Origin of the sequence: Bacillus safensis FO-36b (genome assembly GCF_000691165.1) — a bacterium.
In the GTDB taxonomy this organism is placed as follows: domain Bacteria; phylum Bacillota; class Bacilli; order Bacillales; family Bacillaceae; genus Bacillus; species Bacillus safensis.
In genome coordinates, this window is sequence record NZ_ASJD01000011.1 from 45,183 (window position 1) to 65,298 (window position 20,116).

Sequence of the window (20,116 nt, forward strand, 5' to 3'; positions counted from 1 at the left end):
GGTGTTCTCAAGTGGCTTTTTCAACGATAAAAGACTCCATCACCTACCACCCGCTGGGAGATGCAGCGATCGTCATCCAAGCTGGAGCTGACATACGTGAGGAGATTCATGCACGTGTTGAGCAGCTGTTTGCATGTATTGAACAGCACCCATTTGAAGGATATGTAGAAGCGGTTCAAGCCTTTACAAATGTGACTGTTTTCTACGAGCCATATACCGTTCATCAATCGGCCCAGCTTCAAACACATGACCTGTCTCCATATGAATGGGTCAAAGGCTACATTGAACAACTTCTTGAAGACAAATGGCAGGAGGGAGTTCAGGTAAAGCGCCGCATCGTTGACATTCCAGTCTGTTACGGGGGAGCGCTGGGCCCTGATTTAGAAGAGGTTGCCCGTATCAATGGTTTAACGCCAGAGGAAGTCGTGCGTATTCACACTGCGGGCACGTACCTTGTCTATATGATTGGATTTGCCCCAGGGTTTCCGTTTTTAGGCGGGCTGTCTGAAAAGATCGCAGCACCACGCAGAGAAACACCAAGAATGTCCATTCCAAAAGGCTCTGTTGGTATTGCAGGAAAGCAGACAGGCGTTTATCCAATTTCTACACCCGGGGGCTGGCAGCTCATTGGACAAACCCCGCTGCCGCTTTTTCGCCCAGACGAGGAAATTCCGAGTCTATTGAAAGCAGGGGACGAGGTCAGATTTGTCCAAATGTCTGAAAAGGAATTTTTCAGCATGAAGGAGGCAGAATGTTGAGTATTCATGTCATCAAGCCAGGGATGTACACAACCATTCAAGATAAAGGGCGGCAAGGCTATCAAAAGTATGGTGTCTTAACGAGCGGCGGCATGGACCCGCTCTCACTTAGAATCGCCAACATTCTCACCGGTAACCAAGAAAACGAAGCCGTGCTGGAAGTCACGTTGATGGGGCCGGGGCCTGTGTTGACATGTGAGAAGGATCAGCTCATTGCCGTCACTGGTGCTGATGTTGAGATTGATATTGATGGAGAGCGGGCACCATTATGGAAGCCGCTTTTTGTCCGATCAGGAAGCACGATCACCTTTGGTCCTTGTAAGAGAGGCTGCCGCGTTTATCTTGCTGTGGCAGGTGGATTTGATGTGGCACCAGTCATGCAGAGCAAAAGCACTTATGTCAGAGCAGGAATCGGTGGACTGAAAGGACGACCGCTTGAAAAAGGCGACATTCTGCCTGTTGGAGAGCCGTCTATCGTAGCGGATCATTTGTTTGATAGGCTGAAAAATAAAGTGAAACAGGCGGGATACGGCGCACCCGATTGGACAGTGAGTCATGATCATTTTTTGCCGCTGCTGAAATCGCCAGTGATTCGCGTGCTGGCAGGCAGGCATCTTTCTTTTTTTCAAGAAACATCTCAAACCGCTTTTTTTGAGCAGCCTTATCAGGTCACACCCCAATCAGATCGTATGGGCTGCCGGCTGAAGGGGGAGCCGGTTCATTTAAAAGAAAAGCTGGAATTGATCTCAGAAGCTGTCGCCTTTGGATCTATTCAAATTCCACCCGATGGCCAGCCGATTATTCTGCTGGCAGATCGGCAGACGACAGGCGGATACCCGCGTATTGGAGAAGTAGCAACTGTTGATCTGCCGCTTATTGCACAGGCGATGCCTGGGGCAAAGCTGTATTTTGAACAAATAGATCACCGGGATGCAGAGCAGGCGTTATTTAAGCAAGAAGCCGAACTGAGGGAGCTGGCCGCAAGAATCAAGCTGGAAGCATTCTCGTTTAGAAAAGGTGAAGAAGATGCAAAACACAAATAAAACGGTTGTGAAATCAATGGAGATTTTGCGGCTGTTTATCGCTCACGATCAATTAACATTAAATGAAATGATCGAGCTTTCCGGTATGCCGAAAACATCTGTTCATCGTATGGCGAGCTCTTTAGCTGATATGGGGCTGTTAGAAAAGCAAGAAACGGGTGTTTATCGATTAGGCTTGATGTTCCTTGAATACGGTCAGCTTGTGGCGGACCGCCTTGATATTCGAAGGATTGCAAGACCATTTATGGAAAGCTTACGGGATGAAGTAGGTGAAGCTGTACAGCTCATTGTTCGTGAGGGCGACGAAGCCATTTACGTGGAAAAGATTGAAGGTACGCAGCCTGTTCGTCTCTACACCGCCGTCGGCAGACGGTCCCCCCTATATGCGGGTGCCTGTGCGAGAAGTATTCTCTCCTTTTTGCCAGAGAGCGAGAGACTTGCCTATATTGACTCAATTGAGCTGGGGAAGATCGGAATTGGGACCATCACAGATAAAGAGGTTCTAAGAAACATGCTGGAAGAATCAAATGCACGGGGATATACGCTAAGCTATTCTGAGCTTGAAAACTATACAGCTGCGATTGGAGCCCCAATTTTCAATCATCTGGGGGAAGTGGCAGCAGGTATTAGCATTGCAGGATTTGAAGCAGGATATCAAAAAGAACGCTTACCTTACTTAATTAAACAGGTGAAAAAAGCCGCCAGTGATATTTCGAGGGAATTAGGATTTTCATCTGAACAAATAAAAAGCCAATGACCGTAAAGATCATTGGCTTTTTGCGTGCAGTTATTAGAAAGTTTTTCCTAAAGCTTTCGCACGTTCGATTGCATCTGCTTTAATTTGCTCTGCTTTTGCAGGCTCAGCATTGTGGCCTTCAACGATAAGACCTTCGAAAGAAGGAATTCCGAAGAAGCTAGCGATTGTACCAAGGTAACGGTGACCTGCTTCAAGTTCAGCAGCAGGACCTTCAGAGTAGTATCCGCCACGTGCTTGGATGTGAAGAGCTTTTTTGTCTGTTAATAATCCAACAGGACCTTGCTCAGTGTATTTGAATGTTTTACCAGCTACAGCAACAGAGTCGATGTATGCTTTAAGAACTGGTGGGAATGAGAAGTTCCAAAGTGGTGAAACAAATACATATTTGTCAGCAGAAACGAATTGATCACTTAATTCGTTTAGACGAGCAACTTTCGCTTGCTCTTCAGCTGAAAGTGTATCGAAACCAGCGCCAGATTGAAGTTTGCCCCAGCCAGCGAATACATCTGCATCAATGTGAGGGATGTTTTCTTTGTACAAATCGATATGTACAACCTCGTCACTTGGATTTGCTTCCTTATAAGATTCAATAAATGCCTTAGCAGTAGCCATACTGTAAGAAACTGTTTCATCATGCGGATGTGCAGTGATGTATAAAACTTTTGCCATGTTCATTCAATCCTTTCTGTTTCGGTTATTTTTTTAGCGTATCCCAATGATACACTGAATATGTGGCATCTTTAATCATATTGGAATGCTATGAAAAAGATGTAACAAGCACAGTTACATGAAAACTGATATTTTCATTGTAATCACAATGTAGTTTGAAGTCAAGGTATAAAGTCTCGAAATCAAGATAAAAAGTTTGTAAATTTTTCTGGAACGCGTAAACACGCAGTTTTCAGCGTAAAAAGCCTACTCTTATTGAACAAAAAATCGTTCGATATCGCAAGTAAAGAGTTTGTAAAGGCACTGCATCTCAAAAATAGATGGATGCCCCTAAGTCATCTGCTACAAGCAACTGTTCTCCGAATTCGTATATATAAGAGAAGGCAGGAGAGAGTGAGGGATAAGAGTGGGACGATCCTATGTTGCGATTGGAGATTCCTTAACAGTTGGGGTGGGGGCACGTTTATTTGGCGGAGGATTTGTTCAGCGATTTTGGTGGATGCTTGAAAAAAAGACACATGCACCGGTCGAGCTGTCCGTATTTGCAAAATCAGGGTTAACGACTGATCAGATTTTACAGCTCTTCAAACGGTCAGAGGTGAGACGTGCGATTGCAGCAGCAGACATCATCACCATCACAGGCTGTGGGAATGATCTTGTTCAAGCTGTTCAGCAGTATGAAGAAGGTGAAGATGAAAAGAAACTGCTGCAAGCAGTCATACATTGTCAGGCGAATTTTAGCAAGATGATTCAAGAAATTGCTCAGATCAAAAAAGGGCAGCATCAGCCTTACTACGTATATTTCATGAATTTATATAATCCATTTCCGCAAATACCAATAGCCGGGCGGTGGCTTCAGCAATATAATCAACAACTTCGTTTGCTTGCTGCGAATCCGCATGTAGAAGTTGTGGATGTGTACCGAGCGTTTGAAGGGCATGAAAGAGCCTACTTATCGATTGATCAATTTCATCCGAATCCTAAGGGGTATGAAGCGATGGCAGAAGCATTGTTTAAGGCATACTGTAAACAGCTGTAATCCGTGGGATTGCAGTTTTTTTCATCCTTTTCAATAAATGACGGTTTCGATATGATAAAAGAAACGAAGGCGAAAGAGGTGTGGAGGCATGGAGGAGATTAGTGCATATTTTCAAGAGATGACTGGAACGGCTTATGAAGTGGGAAAACAGCAGGCTGTCTGGCTTAAGGAGAACCCGCTGCTAAAGACACAATATATTCGGACAGAACCGGTAACACAACAGGCTGTGAAAGAAACGAAGCAGCTGATCCGTCCCTTTCTTCCTCAATTAGATGAAGAGTTTGCTGGGTTTTGTGATGAAATGCAATTAGATGAGCGTTATTTGACCTTTTTCTATTCATCTTATCTTCAGCCAGGCTGTTCCCACTGTGTGAGGCAGGGGAATATGGCGGCAGGCCAACAAACGGTCATGCTTCGTAACTATGATTTCTCCCCGATTTTTGATGATATGCGTCTTGTGACGACACATGTAAAAGGCTCGGCATATCATACAGGCTCGTCGCTGCTCTTGTTTGGCAGATCTGATGGGATGAATGAGCATGGTCTTTCTGTAACTTTCTCTGCTTGCGGTCCGCCGGTTGGCAATGAACCCGGTTTAAAGCCCCCAGCAGTCGCCGGTTTGCAGGTGTATCATGTGATTCGCTCTGTTCTGGAAACCTGTCAAACGGTCGAGGAAGCCATTCGCTCTATCGAGGAAATGCCCGTTGCCTCAAATGTTCACATCATGCTTGCGGATCGAAAAGGAGAGGCGGCTGTAATTGAAATCATTGATGGTCAAAAAAGAGTGAGAAGACCGGAGAGAGGTTATATTGCCGCAACGAATCATCCGGTAGCTGATCAAACAGCAAAAGGGATGACCAAACATCATTCTGTTGTCAGATACGATATGTTAATGGAAGCGTTAAAAGAACAACGATCAAGTGATTCTCTTGTGAAACTGTTCCAGACAGAATATCCTGATGGTCTGGCTGTGCACAATTATGAGGAGCTGTTTGGAACGATGCGAACCGTCATGTTCCGTCCAGAAGAAGGCACAATCGATTATTGCTTTGGCTCTCCAGTATACAATCCGACTTATTCTTTAAAAGCGGGGGGTTCACTGCCTTTTCAAGAACAAAAGGTTCAATTTCATCAAAAGGATTATGGACCGTCATTTTGGAGAAGTGTCTGATGATCCCTTGTTTATATTTTGTCACAGCCGCTGTGCCAAATTCAGATCAACTTAAGATTGCAACGCTCGTTGAAAGCGTTTTATATTAAGGTGTGACAATAGACCTATTTATACAGAAGGAGGCATTTCATGTACATAACGGCACGAGAACAGAAAGTCATTAAATACATCATTCAGCAAAATCGTTATGTCACCATTCGTGAGATAGCCGATTCTGTTCAGGTGAGTACTAGAACGATTCATAGAGAACTAAAATCCATTAAACCAATTTTGAAAGATTATCATCTTTCATTAGATAAACAGCCGGGGAAAGGCTTGAAGGCAGTCGGCGAACAGGAGGATAAACAGCGGCTTCTTGCTCATATGTCAAATGAGGATCAAATCGAATATAGCTCAGATGAACGAAAGCTCTTAATTCTATGTGCGCTGCTTGAAGCGAAGGAACCGGTGAAATTATACACACTCGCAGCTGACTTGCAGGTAACAAATGCGACGATCAGCTATGATTTAGATGAACTGACGGAGTGGATTGCTCCATACGGTTTGCAGCTTATCCGCAAGCGCGGGTACGGCATTGAATTAAAAGGGCCGGAGGAAGCAAAACGAAAAATTGTCGGCAATCTCATTGTTGACCGGCTCGACATTCAATTGTTTTTAGAAACGATTGAAATGAATATCAAACATCGAACGAAAGCAACGGAAAAGGTGTTTGGCGTTGTCAGCAGAGGACAGCTGCTAAAGGTAGAAAGGCTGCTCTTTCATTTGAAAGATCGACTGTCACTCTCTTTATCTGATAGTGCCTATATTGCACTTGTTGTTCACTTAACCTATGCTATTGAACGTATTCAGCTTGGGGAAACCATTCGAATGGAAGAGGAAGAGCTGCTGGAATTAAAGCGGACGAAGGAATTTGAATCATCACTTCGAATGGCAAGAGCGCTTGAACGCATGTTTAATGTGGAGATCCCTGAAGCGGAGGTCGGATATATGACCATCCACCTTCGCAGCGCAAATCGCAGCTTTCAGACTGAATACCGTATTGATGAAATTGAGCTGGATATAGCGCTGAGAACGAAAAAGCTCATTGATTTTATTTCAAATAAAACCGGCTATCATCTCAATGAAAATGATTCATTGTATGAGGGGCTCGTGTCTCATCTTGAGCCTGCCATGAACCGTCTAAAGGAAAAGATGAGAATCTATAATCCGCTCACACAACAAATTAAAAAAGACTACTTTTTGCTGTTTATGGCGATTGAAGAAGGAGTCGAGCGTTTCTTTCCAGAGATTGAATTTCCAGAGGATGAAATTGCCTTTCTTGTGCTTCACTTTGGCTCAGTGCTTGAAATCAAAAAAGAAGAAACAAAAATTCATGCGCTGGTTGTTTGCTCAAGCGGGATTGGTTCCTCGAAAATGCTCGCCTCCCGGTTGAAAAAAGAATTGCCGGAGATCGCCAAATTCGATCTATCCTCTTTGATGGAGCTAAAGGAAATCGATGCATCGAGCTATGACATGATTGTCTCGACCGTTCCGATCCCATATGAGCATATCGATTACATCATGGTCAGCCCGCTTTTAAACGAGGATGATGCTATGCGTGTGAAGGCTCATATTAAACGGAAGATTCCTTATATCATCGAGAAAAAAAGAATAAAAGAACCTCCCGAAGAATTGGCGCAAGAAACCGTTGATATGATGGCGGTTGCAGAGCAGGTGACGAATTATATGTTTGTGATTCGCAGCATCCTGTCCCATTTTACCATCGAAAAAAGAGAGACGATGCCGCAGCATGATGAAACCATTAGGCAGCTGCTTCGTCAGCTTGAAGAGGAAGGATTTATCATACATGCAGATGATGTGGCGGGCGGCCTTTTGGAACGTGAACAGCAAGGCGGCTTAGGCATACCTGGCACTGAATTTGCTCTTTACCATTTAAAGCATACATTCATCAAGGAACCAATCTTTCATATTTATGATCTTGATCAGGCATACGAGGTTAAAAGCATGGATGGCGGGCAGCAGCAGATGTCACGAATGCTCATGATGCTGGCGCCGCAAGAGCTTGGCAAGGAAGGGTCAGAAATGTTTAGTCTGATCAGTTCATCCATCATTGAAAGTGAAGAAAGCATGGCGCTTTATGGACAAGGAACAAAGGAAAACATTGAACAGAAATTACATCAGCTTTTCTATCAATTTGTCAAAGAGGCAAAGTGGTAAGAAAAAGGCCGAGAGCTTATTCGCTTCTCGGCTTTTTTGCTGTGACACAGACGGCAAGGGTAGGTCGAATCTCTTCATACTCAATAGAAAATTCATCAAACCCTGCAAACTGCAAGTCATTTAATATGTTTTCACCCATCTCTTTTGTCCGATTGGCGTCAGCTCCTTTTTCTCTTGGCTGCATCACAATAACGAGTGTCCCGCCTGGTTTTAAGGTGTGATAAAGATTGAGTAAGCCCGTTTTTGGATCATCCCAAATCGTAAAATTGTTAACAGACAGTACTTTGTCATACTGCTCTCCGGGAAGACGTGTTTTCTCGATTTTGCCGACATACAGACGAACCTGTTTGTCTTTTGCCCGTTTGCTGACGCGGGACTGTGCTTGCTCCTGCATGGTGGAAGAAGCATCCAGCCCATCAATGTGAAGGTCTTGATAATGCTTGAGCATATGTTTGATACTGTAGCCTGGTCCATAGCCAATTTCCAAAATGTTTTCACCATCTGTCAAATCTAAGTGGCGGATGGCCCACTGATTCAATGCTTTATTTTCATTTGCCATAATGAGTCCAGCAATGCTTCCGAGCCAGCCTTTTGGTCTGCTAAAGGTTTTCGAAATAGACAGCATGTGAGAACGCTCCTTTTTGATGATCATGTAACCGATTTTTCCCTTGTTCAAACATGCTGATTTTCGGGAACACATCAATACAGCTTCATGATGTTTGAGTGAAAAAATGAGGTGGTAATGAAAGGATACATCAACAAATCAAGGAGGAGCTTACACATGGATTTACGTGATTATTTAACAAATGGCATTCCGCGCCAAACGCAGGATCAGCAGCCAGGCAGTGAAAGAGAAATGAATCCAGCGCCGATCTTTGAGGATGAATCATATCAAGGTTCTGGCAAGCTAAAAGGAAAAGTGGCACTGATTACAGGTGGAGATAGTGGAATTGGACGGGCAGTATCTGTTGCCTATGCAAAGGAAGGTGCACATGTTGCCATTGTGTATTTAAATGAACATGAGGATGCAGAGGATACGCAAAAACGTGTAGAACAAGAAGGCGTCAAATGCTTAACGATTGCAGGAGATGTCGGTGACGAAGCCTTTTGTGAGAAAGCAGTAGAAAAAACAGTTGAAGCCTTTGGTCAATTAGACATTTTAGTAAATAATGCGGCTGAACAGCATCCGCAAGAACGTATTCAAGATATTTCGAGTGAACAGCTTCACCAAACCTTTAGAACCAACTTCTATTCCTATTTCTATTTTACGAAAAAGGCATTGGATTATTTAAAACCGGGAAGCTCCATTATTAACACAACATCCATTAACCCATATAGAGGTAACCCAGTGCTGATTGATTATACGGCAACAAAAGGAGCCATTAACGGCTTTACGCGTTCTATGGCACAATCGCTTGTGAAAGATGGGATTCGAGTGAACGGTGTAGCGCCAGGTCCAATTTGGACGCCGCTCATTCCATCTACATTTGATGAAGACAGTGTGGAAAGCTTTGGAGCAGAAACTCCGATGGGAAGACCAGGACAGCCTGTTGAGCATGTCGGCTGCTTTGTCCTGCTGGCTTCTGACGAATCGTCTTATATGACAGGACAGACACTTCATGTCAATGGCGGTTCCTTTATGAATACATGATCTACCGCGGCACCGCCCAGCTTTGATTGGGCGGTGTTTTTAGTATTTCTTGCGATTTTTCTGCACAGATATGACAGACCATACGATTATGCCTACAACAACTGCCGCAATGACAAGTGAGCTCAAATGAAACATCGTTTCATGATGCATGTTCAATTTCTCCCTTCATTGAACCTGTTTTTTATAGCATCAGCCAGAAGGTCTCTTTTTATGAAAAACACATTTCTTTGTTTAATGAATGGGCTGTCGTGGAAACCTACGTATACGGATGAAATTTTGAAGGAGTGAAACGATATGTCTCAAGAAGAATTAAAACAAAAGGTATTAAACCTGTTAGATGAACAAAAGGTGGGAACACTAGCGACTGTTGAACAGGATAAGCCGCATACCCGCTATATGACTTTTTTCCATGAAGGGCTGACGTTATATACACCAACGAGTAAAGAAACACATAAAGCAGAAGAAATTGAAAAAAACCCGAATGTTCATATTCTCATTGGATATTCAGGCGAAGGATTCGGTGATACGTATGCAGAGATTGCAGGCACCGCAACATTAACCGACGATCCGGAACTGATTGACCGTCTTTGGTCTGATGAGATGGAGAAATGGTTTAAAGGAAAAGATGACCCAAATCTAGTGATCCTGAAGATTGACCCAGCCTCCATTCGTTATATGAATGAAGGAAGCCGTACACCAGCAGAATTATCACTTTAACACTTGCGAAAGCAGGGGGAATGTGTTATAGTTTGATATTAAGTGTTGAAATAAGCAAATAAATAAAGAAAGTAAACTTTCTTTTTTCTATGACATAATGAGAAGCAATAGAGCTTCTACTTGATAAGAACGAGACGCTGTCAAAGCGAACAAACTTATTCTTTTCCTTCTGCCACCGCCCCCTATAAGAGCGGAAGAATGGAAAAAAGACGTTTTGATTTACAATTCACACTGGCACGGCTTCGGAGCCGTAAGGACGAATGAGAGGTAGGGCTTTCGTTGTCTTGTTATCCAGAACTTCCATGGCGTTTACTTTCAAACGTAGGTTCACTCGGAACACATATGACACACTGATATGATCGAATCTTAATTCATACACTCCGTAACGGAGATTAAACATTGATTATTTATTTGCATGAAAAGAGTAAGGAAAAGGCTGCCATCTATTTGGCAGCCTTTTTCATTGGGTCAAACAATAGAACCCCGAAACCAATGAGCACAAGAAAAGGAAAAACAAAGGTCGCTACCATTCGCATAGCGTCCGCTCCAAAAGGGTTCGATACTAACAGCAGGCCGATAAATGTACAGATCATCAGAGTGAATAAGGCGAGCTTCATGATCATTTACTTTGTCCTTTCTTCTGATACCGCCAAATTCTCTCAATAAAAAAGAACATAACCGCAAACAAAATAGAAAACATGAACATGTCCAGCAGTGTCACCCCTCTATTTGGGTGCACAAGACCAAACCAAACGAATTGCAGAACAAAAGAGATCGCAAAATATAGAATCGTTTTTTTCATCATATTGTCCTCTTTTCACTTATTTTTTTGTCCCTTAAGCCACATCAGCCAAATGATGAAGGAACCAATCACACATGAGAGCAAAGTGACAGGCGGCAAGGTGTGCCAGCTAGTCAGCCCCTTTACAAAACACATATAAAAAAAGAAAATGGAAATGGATACGAGTACCCATTGCTTGAACCAGCGAGGGACACGCAGCCAAGCTGCTAGAATGATTGATGATAGCTTATCCAATGAGATAACTCCTTTTTTGAATCTGATTGGATTTTATCGTAAACAACAAAGTTTGTAAAATATGGATTTTAGAGGCTTTGATGGTATTCTTCTAGCATGAAACATTTTCGCTGTACTGACGTATAAGTGAAAGGAACCTCAAGAAAGGAAGCGATCAAGTGAAAAGAGTACCAGTCATCTTCCTCAGATATATTGTCTTCTTTATTCCAGCAATCATTCTTAGTTTCTTGGTGTGGAACCATTACCAAGATGATTTGTCAGCAGGGAAAGCGACGCAATATGACGTCAGACGAATATTTACATTTGATGAAGGGAAACGAGTGGTGAGTGCTGTATCAAAAGACCAGCAGCTCCATTTTGCAATGTATGATCCTCAATCAGGAAAAAGAATTAGTGAATGGACCACAGAAAGTGATACGTTTCATGAAATGCTGCCATCCATTCAAGGAAACAATCTCTTACTGGCTTTAAAAAATAAAGACGGGCAGCTGTTGATCGAGAAACTAACACCAAGCGGAGAAAAGAAAGAGCTCGTTCAAAATAACCTGCAGATTCCCTCATTTTTAAAAACGAATACATACCAATGGAATGGACGGCTCGTATTTACAGGAGAAATGGACGGTGCCGCTGCAGTCATCGGTGAGCTGAAGGATGGTCAGTTTCATGTGCACAATCTGAACGATCTAAAGCTGCCAGCAAGACCCGTTTCTATCGATGTCGTCATGAATTCCTTTAGAGGGCAGACGCCAATTCCTATGTTTGAATTGGCTTTGAAAAATGACCAGAAGGCGTATGTCAGCGGAATCTCAAACGAGAAGCAACAGCTTGGGGTTTATGTCTCCAAAAACGCTGAACCGTTCAGTCTCATTGAAGATAAAGTGGAGCAGCAGCTGGAGAAAACAATCGGGACATCACAAAACTTTGCAGTCGCTGTCGAATCTAACTATCCAAAAAGGGCAAGGAAAGTGAATGCAGAGGGAAGGCTTGGGGAAGTCGTTCCAACACCAAAGCCGATTTATCAAACCTTTATTTACCAGCTTAATGAAGAAGAAGTTCTTCTTGCAGGCTCTACAGCAAAGGACGAAGCAAAAGGCAAACTGACAGGTTATATTTATAACCATCGCACGAATAAGGCGACGTCTGCCAGCAAGCTTTTGCAGTCGTTTTCATATGAATCTTTACAAAGAGAAGGGCTCTCTTTCAATAAAAATGTGAAGAGCGACTGGCTCTATTATTCATTTGACAATCAATTAACGGGTGCATTTGAGACGAAAAGCAAAGAACTAAAGGAATTTCCTTTGCAAAAGGTCATCTCAATTGAAAACGCCAGTCCGGCCCACCAAACGTCTGTTGATACCTTTACGCAATATGTTATGAAGGGCGGACCGCTCATTCTTAACTGGGCGATATGGATCTTGATCCCGCTATTATTATTTGTGCTAGCGATCTTCCTGCCGCCGATTTTGAGACTGGTGAGGAGAAACAAGATAAAGGACAGTGTCACATTAGAAGCCAATATTGTGTCTGTTAAAGAAACGGGCACCTACATTAACGAACAGCCAGTCGTCAAAATGCAGCTTCAATTTCAATATGATGGGGAAAACATCGAGAAGGCGGTTAAAACGGTTGTATCCTATACCCAGATACCGCAGCCGGGTCAGCGTATCGCCATCCTCTATGATCCGAAGAAGAAAAAAGCAATGCTCTTAAAAGAAGGTGACTTCTCGCAGCTAAGCGGGCCAAAATTCATCAAAGGCGCTGTTTTAAGAAAAATAGAATCATATGGAACTGTAGGACGAGGCACCGTCTTATCACTCACATTTGAATTAGATCAGAAAACGTATATCATTCCGATGATTCAAGCCGCTGGTTTTGAATTTAGAACAGGAGAAAAAGCCGATCTCGTTGACATCAACGGCCAGCTCAAAATGGCAGCCTATGGTTATGAAGTGCGGAATCGATCGGGGAAAGATGTGACGTTAACAGGAACGATCCAGCGTGTGAAGCAATATCCAATGGCCATCCATGAACAAAAGCCTATTCAGCTTGATGTGTCGGTTTCAAACGGAGATGAGTCTATCACAAAAACGGTCAGCCAATTCATCCCTGATCATATGCAGGTCGCAGCCGGCACTCAAATCACGATCCAGACAAAAAAAGAAGAGCTGGATAGAGAAATGGGTCTTATGCAAGAGAAACAAGGAAGTGCAAAAGTGACCAATGTTGAATTTGCTGGCGTCATCGGCAATCTGACGTTAGCAATCATTCAGGTTGAGAGAAATGGCATGATGTATGAAGTGAAACAGCCAATCGATCCAATCACTAGCGTCTTGCCTGGTGATGAATTATGGGTGGCGTATCACGACATGACGCGTCAAGCAGCTATTGTGAAATATGCATCGATTTAAAAAAGCGTTCCCCAGCGTGAAAAAAAGGGCTAAAACGAATGTCGTTTTAGCCCTTTTTGATTAAGCTTTTGTATCATATTGGCGGAGCACCTTATCGTAGGCGAAGTTACCGAAAGGAATGAAAGCCGCAAAAAAACCGGCGATGGACCATTTCAAATGCCAGCGAACTTTAAAAGTCACATATGCCAAAACGAGCATATAGATGACAAACAATGCGCCATGAAGAGAGCCTACAATAGTGACTGCCATCGGAATATCCGCAAAATATTTTAGAGGCATGGCAATTAAAAGAAGGGTTAAAAGAGCCATCCCCTCAATAAAACCCGCATGTCGAAGACGGCTAATACTTGTATGCATATACAAATCCTCCTGTATAAAAGCTAGTTTCTCATCTTCTAATATAAACGAAAGATCGTCTGGACATGCTAAAATCTACGAAAAATTCAAAATATGTTCATGGAATGCTTAAAAAATGGGAAAAGCCCTTTATTCTTTGTTTGTTTTAGAGAGTACTTGTTTTAAGTGCATAACATCATGTAATAAGTGCTCTGTCATTGCTTGAACCGCTTCTATGGAGCGGCGCTCTTTTATTTCAGAATAGATGGCTGTATGCTCTCTTTGAATGGTTTCAGCACGAGCCCCGCCGCTAAAATGGAAGATGCGGCAATAGTGAATGAGTGCATTCACGTGATTCAATTGTTTGGATAAGCGGTCATTGTGACTCGCCAACATGATTTTTTGGTGAAAGGCTTCATGTAACTGGACGATCTCTTTAGATGGCAGCTGCTGCTTGATCGCTTCGTCCGCCTGCGTGAGAACCTGCTCAATTTCATCCATTTCTCTTTGCGAGGCTTCCTTACAGGCAAGTTCAACAGCAAGTGTTTCTAAGGCCGCCCGAATTTGATAAAGCTCCTCAACATCTTTTTCTGTTAACGTATAGACGGAATAGCCTGAACGATGATCCGCGATTAAAAGCTCGTCTTTTTCTAACAGCCTCATCGCCTCTCTTACCGGTGATCGGCTTACACCAAATTGTTTGGCAAGCTGTGTTTCATTGATGCGCTCTCCTGGCTGAAACTGGCCATCAAATATCATTTGCTTCAGCTGTTCATAAAATTGCATGTGATACGGTGCTGGTCTTTCCATCTCGAATGAATTCATCCCATCATTCCCTCTTTTATTCATCATCTTTTGTCTCATGTTATCCAAGTTTTTCCCTCTAGGCAAGCCTGCATCGAAAAGTCAATATCGTACAATCCAAGAGAAAAAGGGTGTGCTACACTAATGATCAGTTCAGTGAAAAGAGGGATCGACATGAACACACAAAAGGAACGAACTGTACATTTTGATCAAGACTTGCAAATAGAGGCGTATCGCTTTCATGGCATCATGCAAAAGTTCCCGAATCATTTTCATACATATTATGTGATTGGATTTATTGAAGACGGTCAAAGACGTTTGATCTGCCAAAATCAAGAATACATCATTGGAAAGGGTGATATCCTTCTTTTCAATCCGTATGATAATCACACATGTGAACAAATTGATCACAGGACACTCGATTATCGCTGCTTAAATATTGAAGCTGAGGTGCTGGAAAAAATCTTTCAGCACAAGCCGCATTTTAAAGCCCCTGTGTTTTCAAAAAGTGAACGAACAAAGCCGTTATATGATCTACATCAAATGATCACAGAAGAAGCGCCTGCTTTGAATAAACAGGAAACCTTCTATTTCTTGATGAAACAATTGATTGAAGCCTATGCTGATACCTCAGGGGAAAAAGTATCAGCCGCACATGCCAACGAACAAAAAGTCCAAGACGTACAGCAATATATCGAAACACACCTCACGGAAAATATCTCGTTAGATGACTTAGGTGAGCTTGTGTCCATGAACAAATATTCATTGCTGCGTGCTTTTACAAAGTTCAGAGGGATTACACCGTACCGTTATTTACAGACAGTCAGAGTGAACTATGCGAAGGAACTTCTCGCCCAAGGAGTGAAGCCTGTAGATGCGGCTGCTGCCGCTGGATTTTCTGATCAAAGTCATTTCAGTCATTTCTTTTCAGAATTTATTGGGCTCACGCCAGGGCAGTATCAGCAAATTTTTGTAAAGCAGGTAACAGCTGATGAAAAATAAACAGCTGCTTGGTCATTTAGCGGCCATGTTCACCATTTTTTTATGGGGATCCACCTTTATCTCTACCAAAATATTATTAACGGCTTTTTCTCCAACAGAGATTTTATTTTTCCGTTTTTTTATAGGGTACTTGGCTCTGGTGATCATCTATCCAGTCACCATGAAGGTGCGAAATAAAAAGCATGAAGGGATGTTTGCGCTGGCAGGTTTATGCGGTGTGGTCTTATATTACTTTTTAGAAAATGTCGCACTTACTTATACGTTCGCTTCGAATGCAGGTGTCATCAGCTCCGTTGTCCCATTCTTCTCTTTTCTATTGGCTTATTTTTTATTAAAAGATGAGCCGCTGCACAGCCGGTTTTTCATAGGCTTTTTCATCGCAATGACGGGAATAGTGCTGATCAGCATGAATGGAATGGCGACGTTTCAATTGAATCCACTCGGTGATGCGTTAGCATTAACGGCCACTATCGTCTGGGCATTCTATTCCATTTTATCGAAGATGATCAACCAATATGGCTACCATATCATTCAGGTAACAAGGCGTGTCTTCTTTTACGGACTGCTATGGATGATTCCACTGATCTGGCATTTTAAAATTCGTTTAGACTGGGAACGATTGACGAATCCATCGTTTGTCTTCCACTTGCTGTTTTTAGGCCTTTTCGCATCTGCCATTTGTTTTCTGACATGGAGCTTTTCTGTGAAAACGCTCGGTGTGGTGAAATCGAGTGTGTATATTTATGGAGTGCCCATTATTACGATGGTCATTTCAATGATCGTTCTTCACGAGAGATTGACCTTCATGTCGGCGCTTGGAACGGTACTGACCTTAGGAGGTTTGCTGCTTTCAGATAAAAAAAGTGTGGGAAGAAAGAAACAGAAGCCCCGTGTGCTGATGCAGGATAAAAAGGCGCTTTGATCAAAAAAGCGTCTTTTGTCCATTGTAAGAACAGACACTCTCTAGTAAACTCGAATTAAATGGTCGACGGTCGACCGATGACGAAGGGGGAAAAATCAATGAAGCATGTTTCAATTGCAGCAATTCCAGGAGACGGGGTTGGAAAGGAAGTTGTGCCTGAAGCCATCCGAGTTTTGAAAGCGATATCAGATGTGCATGGCGGTCTGTCTTTCACCTTTCAGGATTTTCCGTGGAGCTGTGAATATTATTTAGAGCATGGCGAAATGATGCCAAAGGATGGATTGGAACAACTGAAAGCCTTTGACAGCATTTTCTTAGGGGCAGTCGGAGATGCCAATTTAGTGCCGGATCATGTATCGCTTTGGGGATTGCTGATTAAAATTAGACGTGAATTTGAGCAGGTGATTAACGTTAGACCTGCAAAACAGCTGAGCGGTATTCGCTCTCCGCTTGCTCAGCCAAAGGATTTCGATCTTCTTGTTGTAAGAGAAAACGGTGAAGGTGAATATAGTGAAATTGGAGGCCGCATCTATCAAGGGGAAGATCAGCTTGCCATTCAAAATGCTGTTTTCTCCAGAAAAGGGACAGAGAGAGCCATGCGCTTTGCTTTTCAATTAGCAGAAAAAAGACGAAAGCATGTGACAAGTGCAACCAAATCGAATGGAATCGTTCATACAATGCCATTTTGGGATGAAGTGTTTCGAGACGTAGCAAAGGATTATCCAGAGGTGACAGCAGACTCGCAGCACATTGATGCGCTCTCAGCCTTCTTTGTGACAAGACCAGAGAAATTCGATGTGATTGTTGCCAGCAATTTATTTGGCGATATTTTAACTGATCTTGGGGCTGCGATTATGGGAAGTATTGGCGTGGCGCCTGCTGCCAACATCAATGTAAATGGCAAATATCCATCCATGTTTGAGCCTGTACACGGATCAGCCCCAGATATTGCAGGGAAAGGAATTGCCAACCCAATCGGTCAAATTTGGACCGCTAAACTCATGCTTGATCATTTCGGAGAGGAAGAACTAGGTACACACCTGCTCGAAATCATCGAGTCAGTCACAGCAGACGGCTTTTTAACGGCAGACATCGGCGGGGCTTATCAAACACAAGAAATCACAAACGAAATTATCACGCGTTTGAAGAAATAATCCGTCATTAGAACCGCATCTCCACGTCTGCTATAATAAAAGGATGGATAGAAGAAAGAGATGTGAAATCTAGTGTCAAAAACAGTTGTATTAGCAGAGAAACCTTCAGTAGGACGTGACTTAGCGCGTGTACTGAAGTGTCATAAAAAAGGAAATGGTTTTTTAGAAGGAGATCAATACATTGTCACGTGGGCCCTTGGCCATTTGGTCACACTGGCTGATCCAGAAGGCTACGGAAAAGAATTTCAATCCTGGCGTTTAGAGGATTTGCCGATCATTCCAGAGCCGCTCAAGCTTGTCGTCATGAAAAAGACAGGAAAACAATTCCAAGCAGTAAAAGCACAGCTTGCAAGAAAAGATGTAAAAGACATTGTCATCGCAACAGATGCTGGACGTGAAGGGGAGCTTGTCGCAAGATGGATTCTTGAAAAAGCGCATGTGAAAAAGCCGCTAAAACGACTATGGATCTCATCTGTTACGGACAAAGCCATTCGAGAAGGCTTCAAACGACTAAAAGACGGCAGAGAATATGATAATCTGTACCGCTCAGCGGTTGCACGTGCTGAGGCAGACTGGATTGTAGGGATCAACGCAACAAGAGCGCTGACGACCAAGTTCAATGCGCAGCTTTCCTGCGGACGGGTACAAACACCAACGATTGCCATGATCGCCAAACGAGAAGAAGACATTCAGCAATTCCAGCCGAAGCCGTTTTATGGAATGACTGCACAAGTAGATGGACTTACCTTGACGTGGCAGGATGCCAAAACAAAGCAAAACCGCACATTCCAAGAGAATGTCATAAAAGAGCGCTTGGCAGGCTGCAAAGGAAAACCAGCAGTGATCGATGCATTGAAAAAAACAGCGAAAAAAGCTTTTGCTCCAGGGCTGTACGACCTCACTGAATTGCAGCGTGATGCGCATAAACGCTACGGCTTCTCAGCGAAAGAAACATTATCTACGCTTCAACGGTTGTATGAGCAGCATAAGCTTGTAACATATCCGCGTACAGATTCACGATTTATTTCAGCGGATATCGTTCCTACATTAAAAGATCGATTAAAAGGAATGAATGTCAGACCGTACGCTCAGCATGTGAACCGCATTTTACAATCAGGCGTGAAATCACACAAAGGCTTTGTCAACGATGCAAAAGTGTCAGATCACCATGCGATCATTCCAACCGAGGAAGAACTGTATCCTGGTGCATTAAGTGATAAAGAGCGTAAATTATATGATCTGATTGCCAAACGATTCCTTGCTGTACTTATGAATCCTTTTGAATACGAGGAAACAACGGTGATCGCCAAAATAGGCAGTGAAACATTCACAGCAAAAGGAAAAACTGTGCAATCAGCCGGCTGGAAAGCTGTGTACGATGAATCCTATGAAGACGAGGAATCAGCCGAAGCAGATCAGCATCTGCCGGTACTTTCCGAAGGGCAATCACTTGAAGTACGCCAGCTGAAAGAAACAAAAGGAGAAACGAAACCTCCTGCTCGTTTTAATGAAGCAACCCTGCTATCTGCTATGGAGAACCCAGCGGCATTTATGCAGAATCAGGAAAAGGATTTAGTGAAAACCCTTGGTGAAACAGGCGGACTAGGGACAGTGGCCACAAGAGCCGATATCATTGAAAAACTGTTTAACAGTTTCTTAATCGAGAAAAAGGGCAAAGACATTTTCATCACATCGAAAGGGAAGCAGCTGCTCTCCTTAGTGCCTGAAGACTTAAAGTCTCCTGCGTTAACAGCGGAATGGGAACAAAAGCTTTCTAAAATCGCAAAAGGACAGCTGAAGGCTTCTCAATTCATGAGTGAAATGAAGTCCTATGCAAAACAAGCCGTATCTGAAATCAAACAAACGAACCAAACCTTTAAGCATGACAATGTCACTGGCACCCATTGTCCGGACTGCGGAAAACTGATGCTGAAAGTGAACGGAAAACATGGCACAATGCTCGTGTGCCAAGACCGAGAATGCGGCCACCGTAAAAATGTGGCGAAGAAAACAAACGCACGCTGCCCGAACTGTCATAAAAAGCTCGAGCTGCGCGGAGAAGGCGATGGCAAAATCTTTGCTTGTGTGTGCGGCCATAGAGAAAAACTGTCTGTTTTCGAAAAACGCAAATCACAATCCAATCAAAAGAAAGCCAGTAAGCACGATGTGTCTAAATATATGAAGAAACAAAAGAAAGTGGAAGAACCAATCAATAACGCACTGGCTGAGCAATTAAAGAAATTAAAATTAGATCAATAGTATTATAAAAACCCATGCGGAAACGCATGGGTTTTCCAATTTAATCAAGCATATCGACATATTGTTTTTCTGAAAATGGGAATGTCTATGCGAAAAGACTCGTAATTTGGTATAAAATATTTATTTAAATTTAAACAGAAACAATCTATAATAAATCGTTGGAATGCTAAGAG

Annotated in this window: 20 protein-coding genes; 13 read left to right on the forward strand and 7 right to left on the reverse strand. The window is 43.0% G+C overall.

Annotated features, from left to right (window positions below; genetic code table 11):
* Window positions 1-11 precede the first annotated feature (11 nt).
* From pxpB to BA81_RS16720, 3 genes are read left to right on the forward strand one after another with little or no spacing between them, the layout of a single operon-like run.
* Window positions 12-758, forward strand: coding sequence for a 5-oxoprolinase subunit PxpB (gene pxpB, locus BA81_RS16710; protein ID WP_034283813.1), 747 nt, complete (start codon window positions 12-14; stop codon window positions 756-758).
* A complete protein-coding gene (locus BA81_RS16715) occupies window positions 755-1,801 on the forward strand; it encodes a 5-oxoprolinase subunit C family protein (protein ID WP_034283814.1) in 1,047 nt (348 codons plus the stop codon). Before pxpB ends, BA81_RS16715 begins: the two co-directional genes overlap by 4 nt.
* Entirely contained in the window at window positions 1,785-2,558 is a 774-nt protein-coding gene (locus tag BA81_RS16720; protein ID WP_034283816.1) for an IclR family transcriptional regulator, read from the forward strand. The genes BA81_RS16715 and BA81_RS16720 overlap by 17 nt, the downstream gene beginning before the upstream one ends.
* 33 nt (window positions 2,559-2,591) lie before the next feature.
* On the opposite strand, the gene BA81_RS16725 is transcribed toward BA81_RS16720, so the two are convergent.
* Entirely contained in the window at window positions 2,592-3,227 is a 636-nt protein-coding gene (locus BA81_RS16725; RefSeq protein ID WP_034283819.1) for an FMN-dependent NADH-azoreductase, read from the reverse strand.
* Between the two features lie 406 nt (window positions 3,228-3,633).
* Between BA81_RS16725 and BA81_RS16730 the strand changes: the two genes are divergently transcribed.
* The 3 genes from BA81_RS16730 to BA81_RS16740 all read left to right on the forward strand — a co-directional run bounded on the left by BA81_RS16730 (window position 3,634) and on the right by BA81_RS16740 (window position 7,654).
* Window positions 3,634-4,266: a GDSL-type esterase/lipase family protein gene (locus tag BA81_RS16730; protein ID WP_034283821.1), complete on the forward strand. Its 633-nt coding sequence runs from the start codon at window positions 3,634-3,636 to the stop codon at window positions 4,264-4,266.
* Between the two features lie 88 nt (window positions 4,267-4,354).
* Window positions 4,355-5,437, forward strand: coding sequence for a C45 family autoproteolytic acyltransferase/hydrolase (locus tag BA81_RS16735; RefSeq protein WP_034283823.1), 1,083 nt, complete (start codon window positions 4,355-4,357; stop codon window positions 5,435-5,437).
* A 129-nt stretch (window positions 5,438-5,566) separates the two neighbouring features.
* Entirely contained in the window at window positions 5,567-7,654 is a 2,088-nt protein-coding gene (locus BA81_RS16740) for a BglG family transcription antiterminator (RefSeq protein ID WP_034283825.1), read from the forward strand.
* Window positions 7,655-7,670: 16 nt separating this feature from the next.
* Here BA81_RS16740 and BA81_RS16745 read toward each other — a convergent pair whose 3' ends face one another.
* Window positions 7,671-8,279 carry a class I SAM-dependent methyltransferase gene (locus tag BA81_RS16745; protein WP_034283827.1) on the reverse strand — a complete coding sequence of 203 codons (609 nt, stop codon included), beginning with the start codon at window positions 8,277-8,279 and terminating at the stop codon, window positions 7,671-7,673.
* A gap of 156 nt (window positions 8,280-8,435) precedes the next feature.
* Between BA81_RS16745 and BA81_RS16750 the strand changes: the two genes are divergently transcribed.
* Both BA81_RS16750 and BA81_RS16755 read left to right on the forward strand, forming a co-directional pair.
* A complete protein-coding gene (locus BA81_RS16750) occupies window positions 8,436-9,305 on the forward strand; it encodes an SDR family oxidoreductase (RefSeq protein ID WP_034283829.1) in 870 nt (289 codons plus the stop codon).
* A gap of 294 nt (window positions 9,306-9,599) precedes the next feature.
* Window positions 9,600-10,022, forward strand: coding sequence for a pyridoxamine 5'-phosphate oxidase family protein (locus tag BA81_RS16755; RefSeq protein WP_034283831.1), 423 nt, complete (start codon window positions 9,600-9,602; stop codon window positions 10,020-10,022).
* Window positions 10,023-10,465: 443 nt separating this feature from the next.
* Here the strand turns inward: BA81_RS16755 and BA81_RS16760 are convergent, their stop codons facing one another.
* The 3 genes from BA81_RS16760 to BA81_RS16770 are packed head-to-tail and all read right to left on the reverse strand — an operon-like array spanning window position 10,466 to window position 11,058.
* Window positions 10,466-10,645: a hypothetical protein gene (locus BA81_RS16760; protein ID WP_034283833.1), complete on the reverse strand. Its 180-nt coding sequence runs from the start codon at window positions 10,643-10,645 to the stop codon at window positions 10,466-10,468.
* On the reverse strand, window positions 10,642-10,824 hold the full coding sequence (locus BA81_RS16765; RefSeq protein ID WP_034283835.1) for a hypothetical protein: 183 nt from the start codon (window positions 10,822-10,824) through the stop codon (window positions 10,642-10,644). The genes BA81_RS16760 and BA81_RS16765 overlap by 4 nt, the downstream gene beginning before the upstream one ends.
* 15 nt (window positions 10,825-10,839) lie before the next feature.
* Window positions 10,840-11,058, reverse strand: a complete 219-nt coding sequence (locus tag BA81_RS16770; protein ID WP_034283837.1) for a hypothetical protein — start codon at window positions 11,056-11,058, stop codon at window positions 10,840-10,842.
* Between the two features lie 158 nt (window positions 11,059-11,216).
* Between BA81_RS16770 and BA81_RS16775 the strand changes: the two genes are divergently transcribed.
* On the forward strand, window positions 11,217-13,466 hold the full coding sequence (locus BA81_RS16775) for a hypothetical protein (protein WP_227001701.1): 2,250 nt from the start codon (window positions 11,217-11,219) through the stop codon (window positions 13,464-13,466).
* 60 nt (window positions 13,467-13,526) lie between these two features.
* Here BA81_RS16775 and BA81_RS16780 read toward each other — a convergent pair whose 3' ends face one another.
* Window positions 13,527-13,823, reverse strand: a complete 297-nt coding sequence (locus tag BA81_RS16780) for a DUF3817 domain-containing protein (RefSeq protein WP_034283840.1) — start codon at window positions 13,821-13,823, stop codon at window positions 13,527-13,529.
* A 129-nt stretch (window positions 13,824-13,952) separates the two neighbouring features.
* Complete coding sequence (locus BA81_RS16785) at window positions 13,953-14,627, reverse strand: GntR family transcriptional regulator (protein ID WP_034283860.1); 675 nt, start codon at window positions 14,625-14,627, stop codon at window positions 13,953-13,955.
* Between the two features lie 153 nt (window positions 14,628-14,780).
* Between BA81_RS16785 and BA81_RS16790 the strand changes: the two genes are divergently transcribed.
* From BA81_RS16790 to BA81_RS16805, 4 genes are all read left to right on the forward strand, one after another.
* Entirely contained in the window at window positions 14,781-15,608 is an 828-nt protein-coding gene (locus BA81_RS16790; RefSeq protein ID WP_034283842.1) for a helix-turn-helix domain-containing protein, read from the forward strand.
* The gene (locus BA81_RS16795; RefSeq protein ID WP_034283843.1) at window positions 15,598-16,530 is read left to right on the forward strand and encodes a DMT family transporter; all 933 of its coding nucleotides are present in this window, start codon (window positions 15,598-15,600) and stop codon (window positions 16,528-16,530) included. Before BA81_RS16790 ends, BA81_RS16795 begins: the two co-directional genes overlap by 11 nt.
* A gap of 98 nt (window positions 16,531-16,628) precedes the next feature.
* On the forward strand, window positions 16,629-17,684 hold the full coding sequence (locus BA81_RS16800; RefSeq protein WP_034283845.1) for a tartrate dehydrogenase: 1,056 nt from the start codon (window positions 16,629-16,631) through the stop codon (window positions 17,682-17,684).
* Between the two features lie 72 nt (window positions 17,685-17,756).
* Window positions 17,757-19,943 (forward strand): DNA topoisomerase III, encoded by a 2,187-nt coding sequence (locus tag BA81_RS16805; protein WP_034283847.1) that lies wholly within the window; start codon window positions 17,757-17,759, stop codon window positions 19,941-19,943.
* The last annotated feature ends 173 nt before the right edge of the window (window positions 19,944-20,116 follow it).

Excerpts from the sequence above, each read along its gene's own strand:
- BA81_RS16750 (WP_034283829.1), top strand. The coding sequence starts at position 8,436 with ATGGATTTACGTGATTATTTAACAAATGGCATTCCGCGCCAAACGCAG.
- BA81_RS16800 (WP_034283845.1), top strand. The coding sequence starts at position 16,629 with ATGAAGCATGTTTCAATTGCAGCAATTCCAGGAGACGGGGTTGGAAAG.
- BA81_RS16735 (WP_034283823.1), top strand. The coding sequence starts at position 4,355 with ATGGAGGAGATTAGTGCATATTTTCAAGAGATGACTGGAACGGCTTAT.
- BA81_RS16765 (WP_034283835.1), bottom strand. The coding sequence starts at position 10,824 with ATGAAAAAAACGATTCTATATTTTGCGATCTCTTTTGTTCTGCAATTC.
- BA81_RS16740 (WP_034283825.1), top strand. The coding sequence starts at position 5,567 with ATGTACATAACGGCACGAGAACAGAAAGTCATTAAATACATCATTCAG.
- BA81_RS16755 (WP_034283831.1), top strand. The coding sequence starts at position 9,600 with ATGTCTCAAGAAGAATTAAAACAAAAGGTATTAAACCTGTTAGATGAA.
- BA81_RS16785 (WP_034283860.1), bottom strand. The coding sequence starts at position 14,627 with ATGAATTCATTCGAGATGGAAAGACCAGCACCGTATCACATGCAATTT.
- BA81_RS16725 (WP_034283819.1), bottom strand. The coding sequence starts at position 3,227 with ATGGCAAAAGTTTTATACATCACTGCACATCCGCATGATGAAACAGTT.
- BA81_RS16780 (WP_034283840.1), bottom strand. The coding sequence starts at position 13,823 with ATGCATACAAGTATTAGCCGTCTTCGACATGCGGGTTTTATTGAGGGG.
- BA81_RS16720 (WP_034283816.1), top strand. The coding sequence starts at position 1,785 with ATGCAAAACACAAATAAAACGGTTGTGAAATCAATGGAGATTTTGCGG.
- BA81_RS16795 (WP_034283843.1), top strand. The coding sequence starts at position 15,598 with ATGAAAAATAAACAGCTGCTTGGTCATTTAGCGGCCATGTTCACCATT.
- BA81_RS16745 (WP_034283827.1), bottom strand. The coding sequence starts at position 8,279 with ATGCTGTCTATTTCGAAAACCTTTAGCAGACCAAAAGGCTGGCTCGGA.
- BA81_RS16790 (WP_034283842.1), top strand. The coding sequence starts at position 14,781 with ATGAACACACAAAAGGAACGAACTGTACATTTTGATCAAGACTTGCAA.
- BA81_RS16760 (WP_034283833.1), bottom strand. The coding sequence starts at position 10,645 with ATGATCATGAAGCTCGCCTTATTCACTCTGATGATCTGTACATTTATC.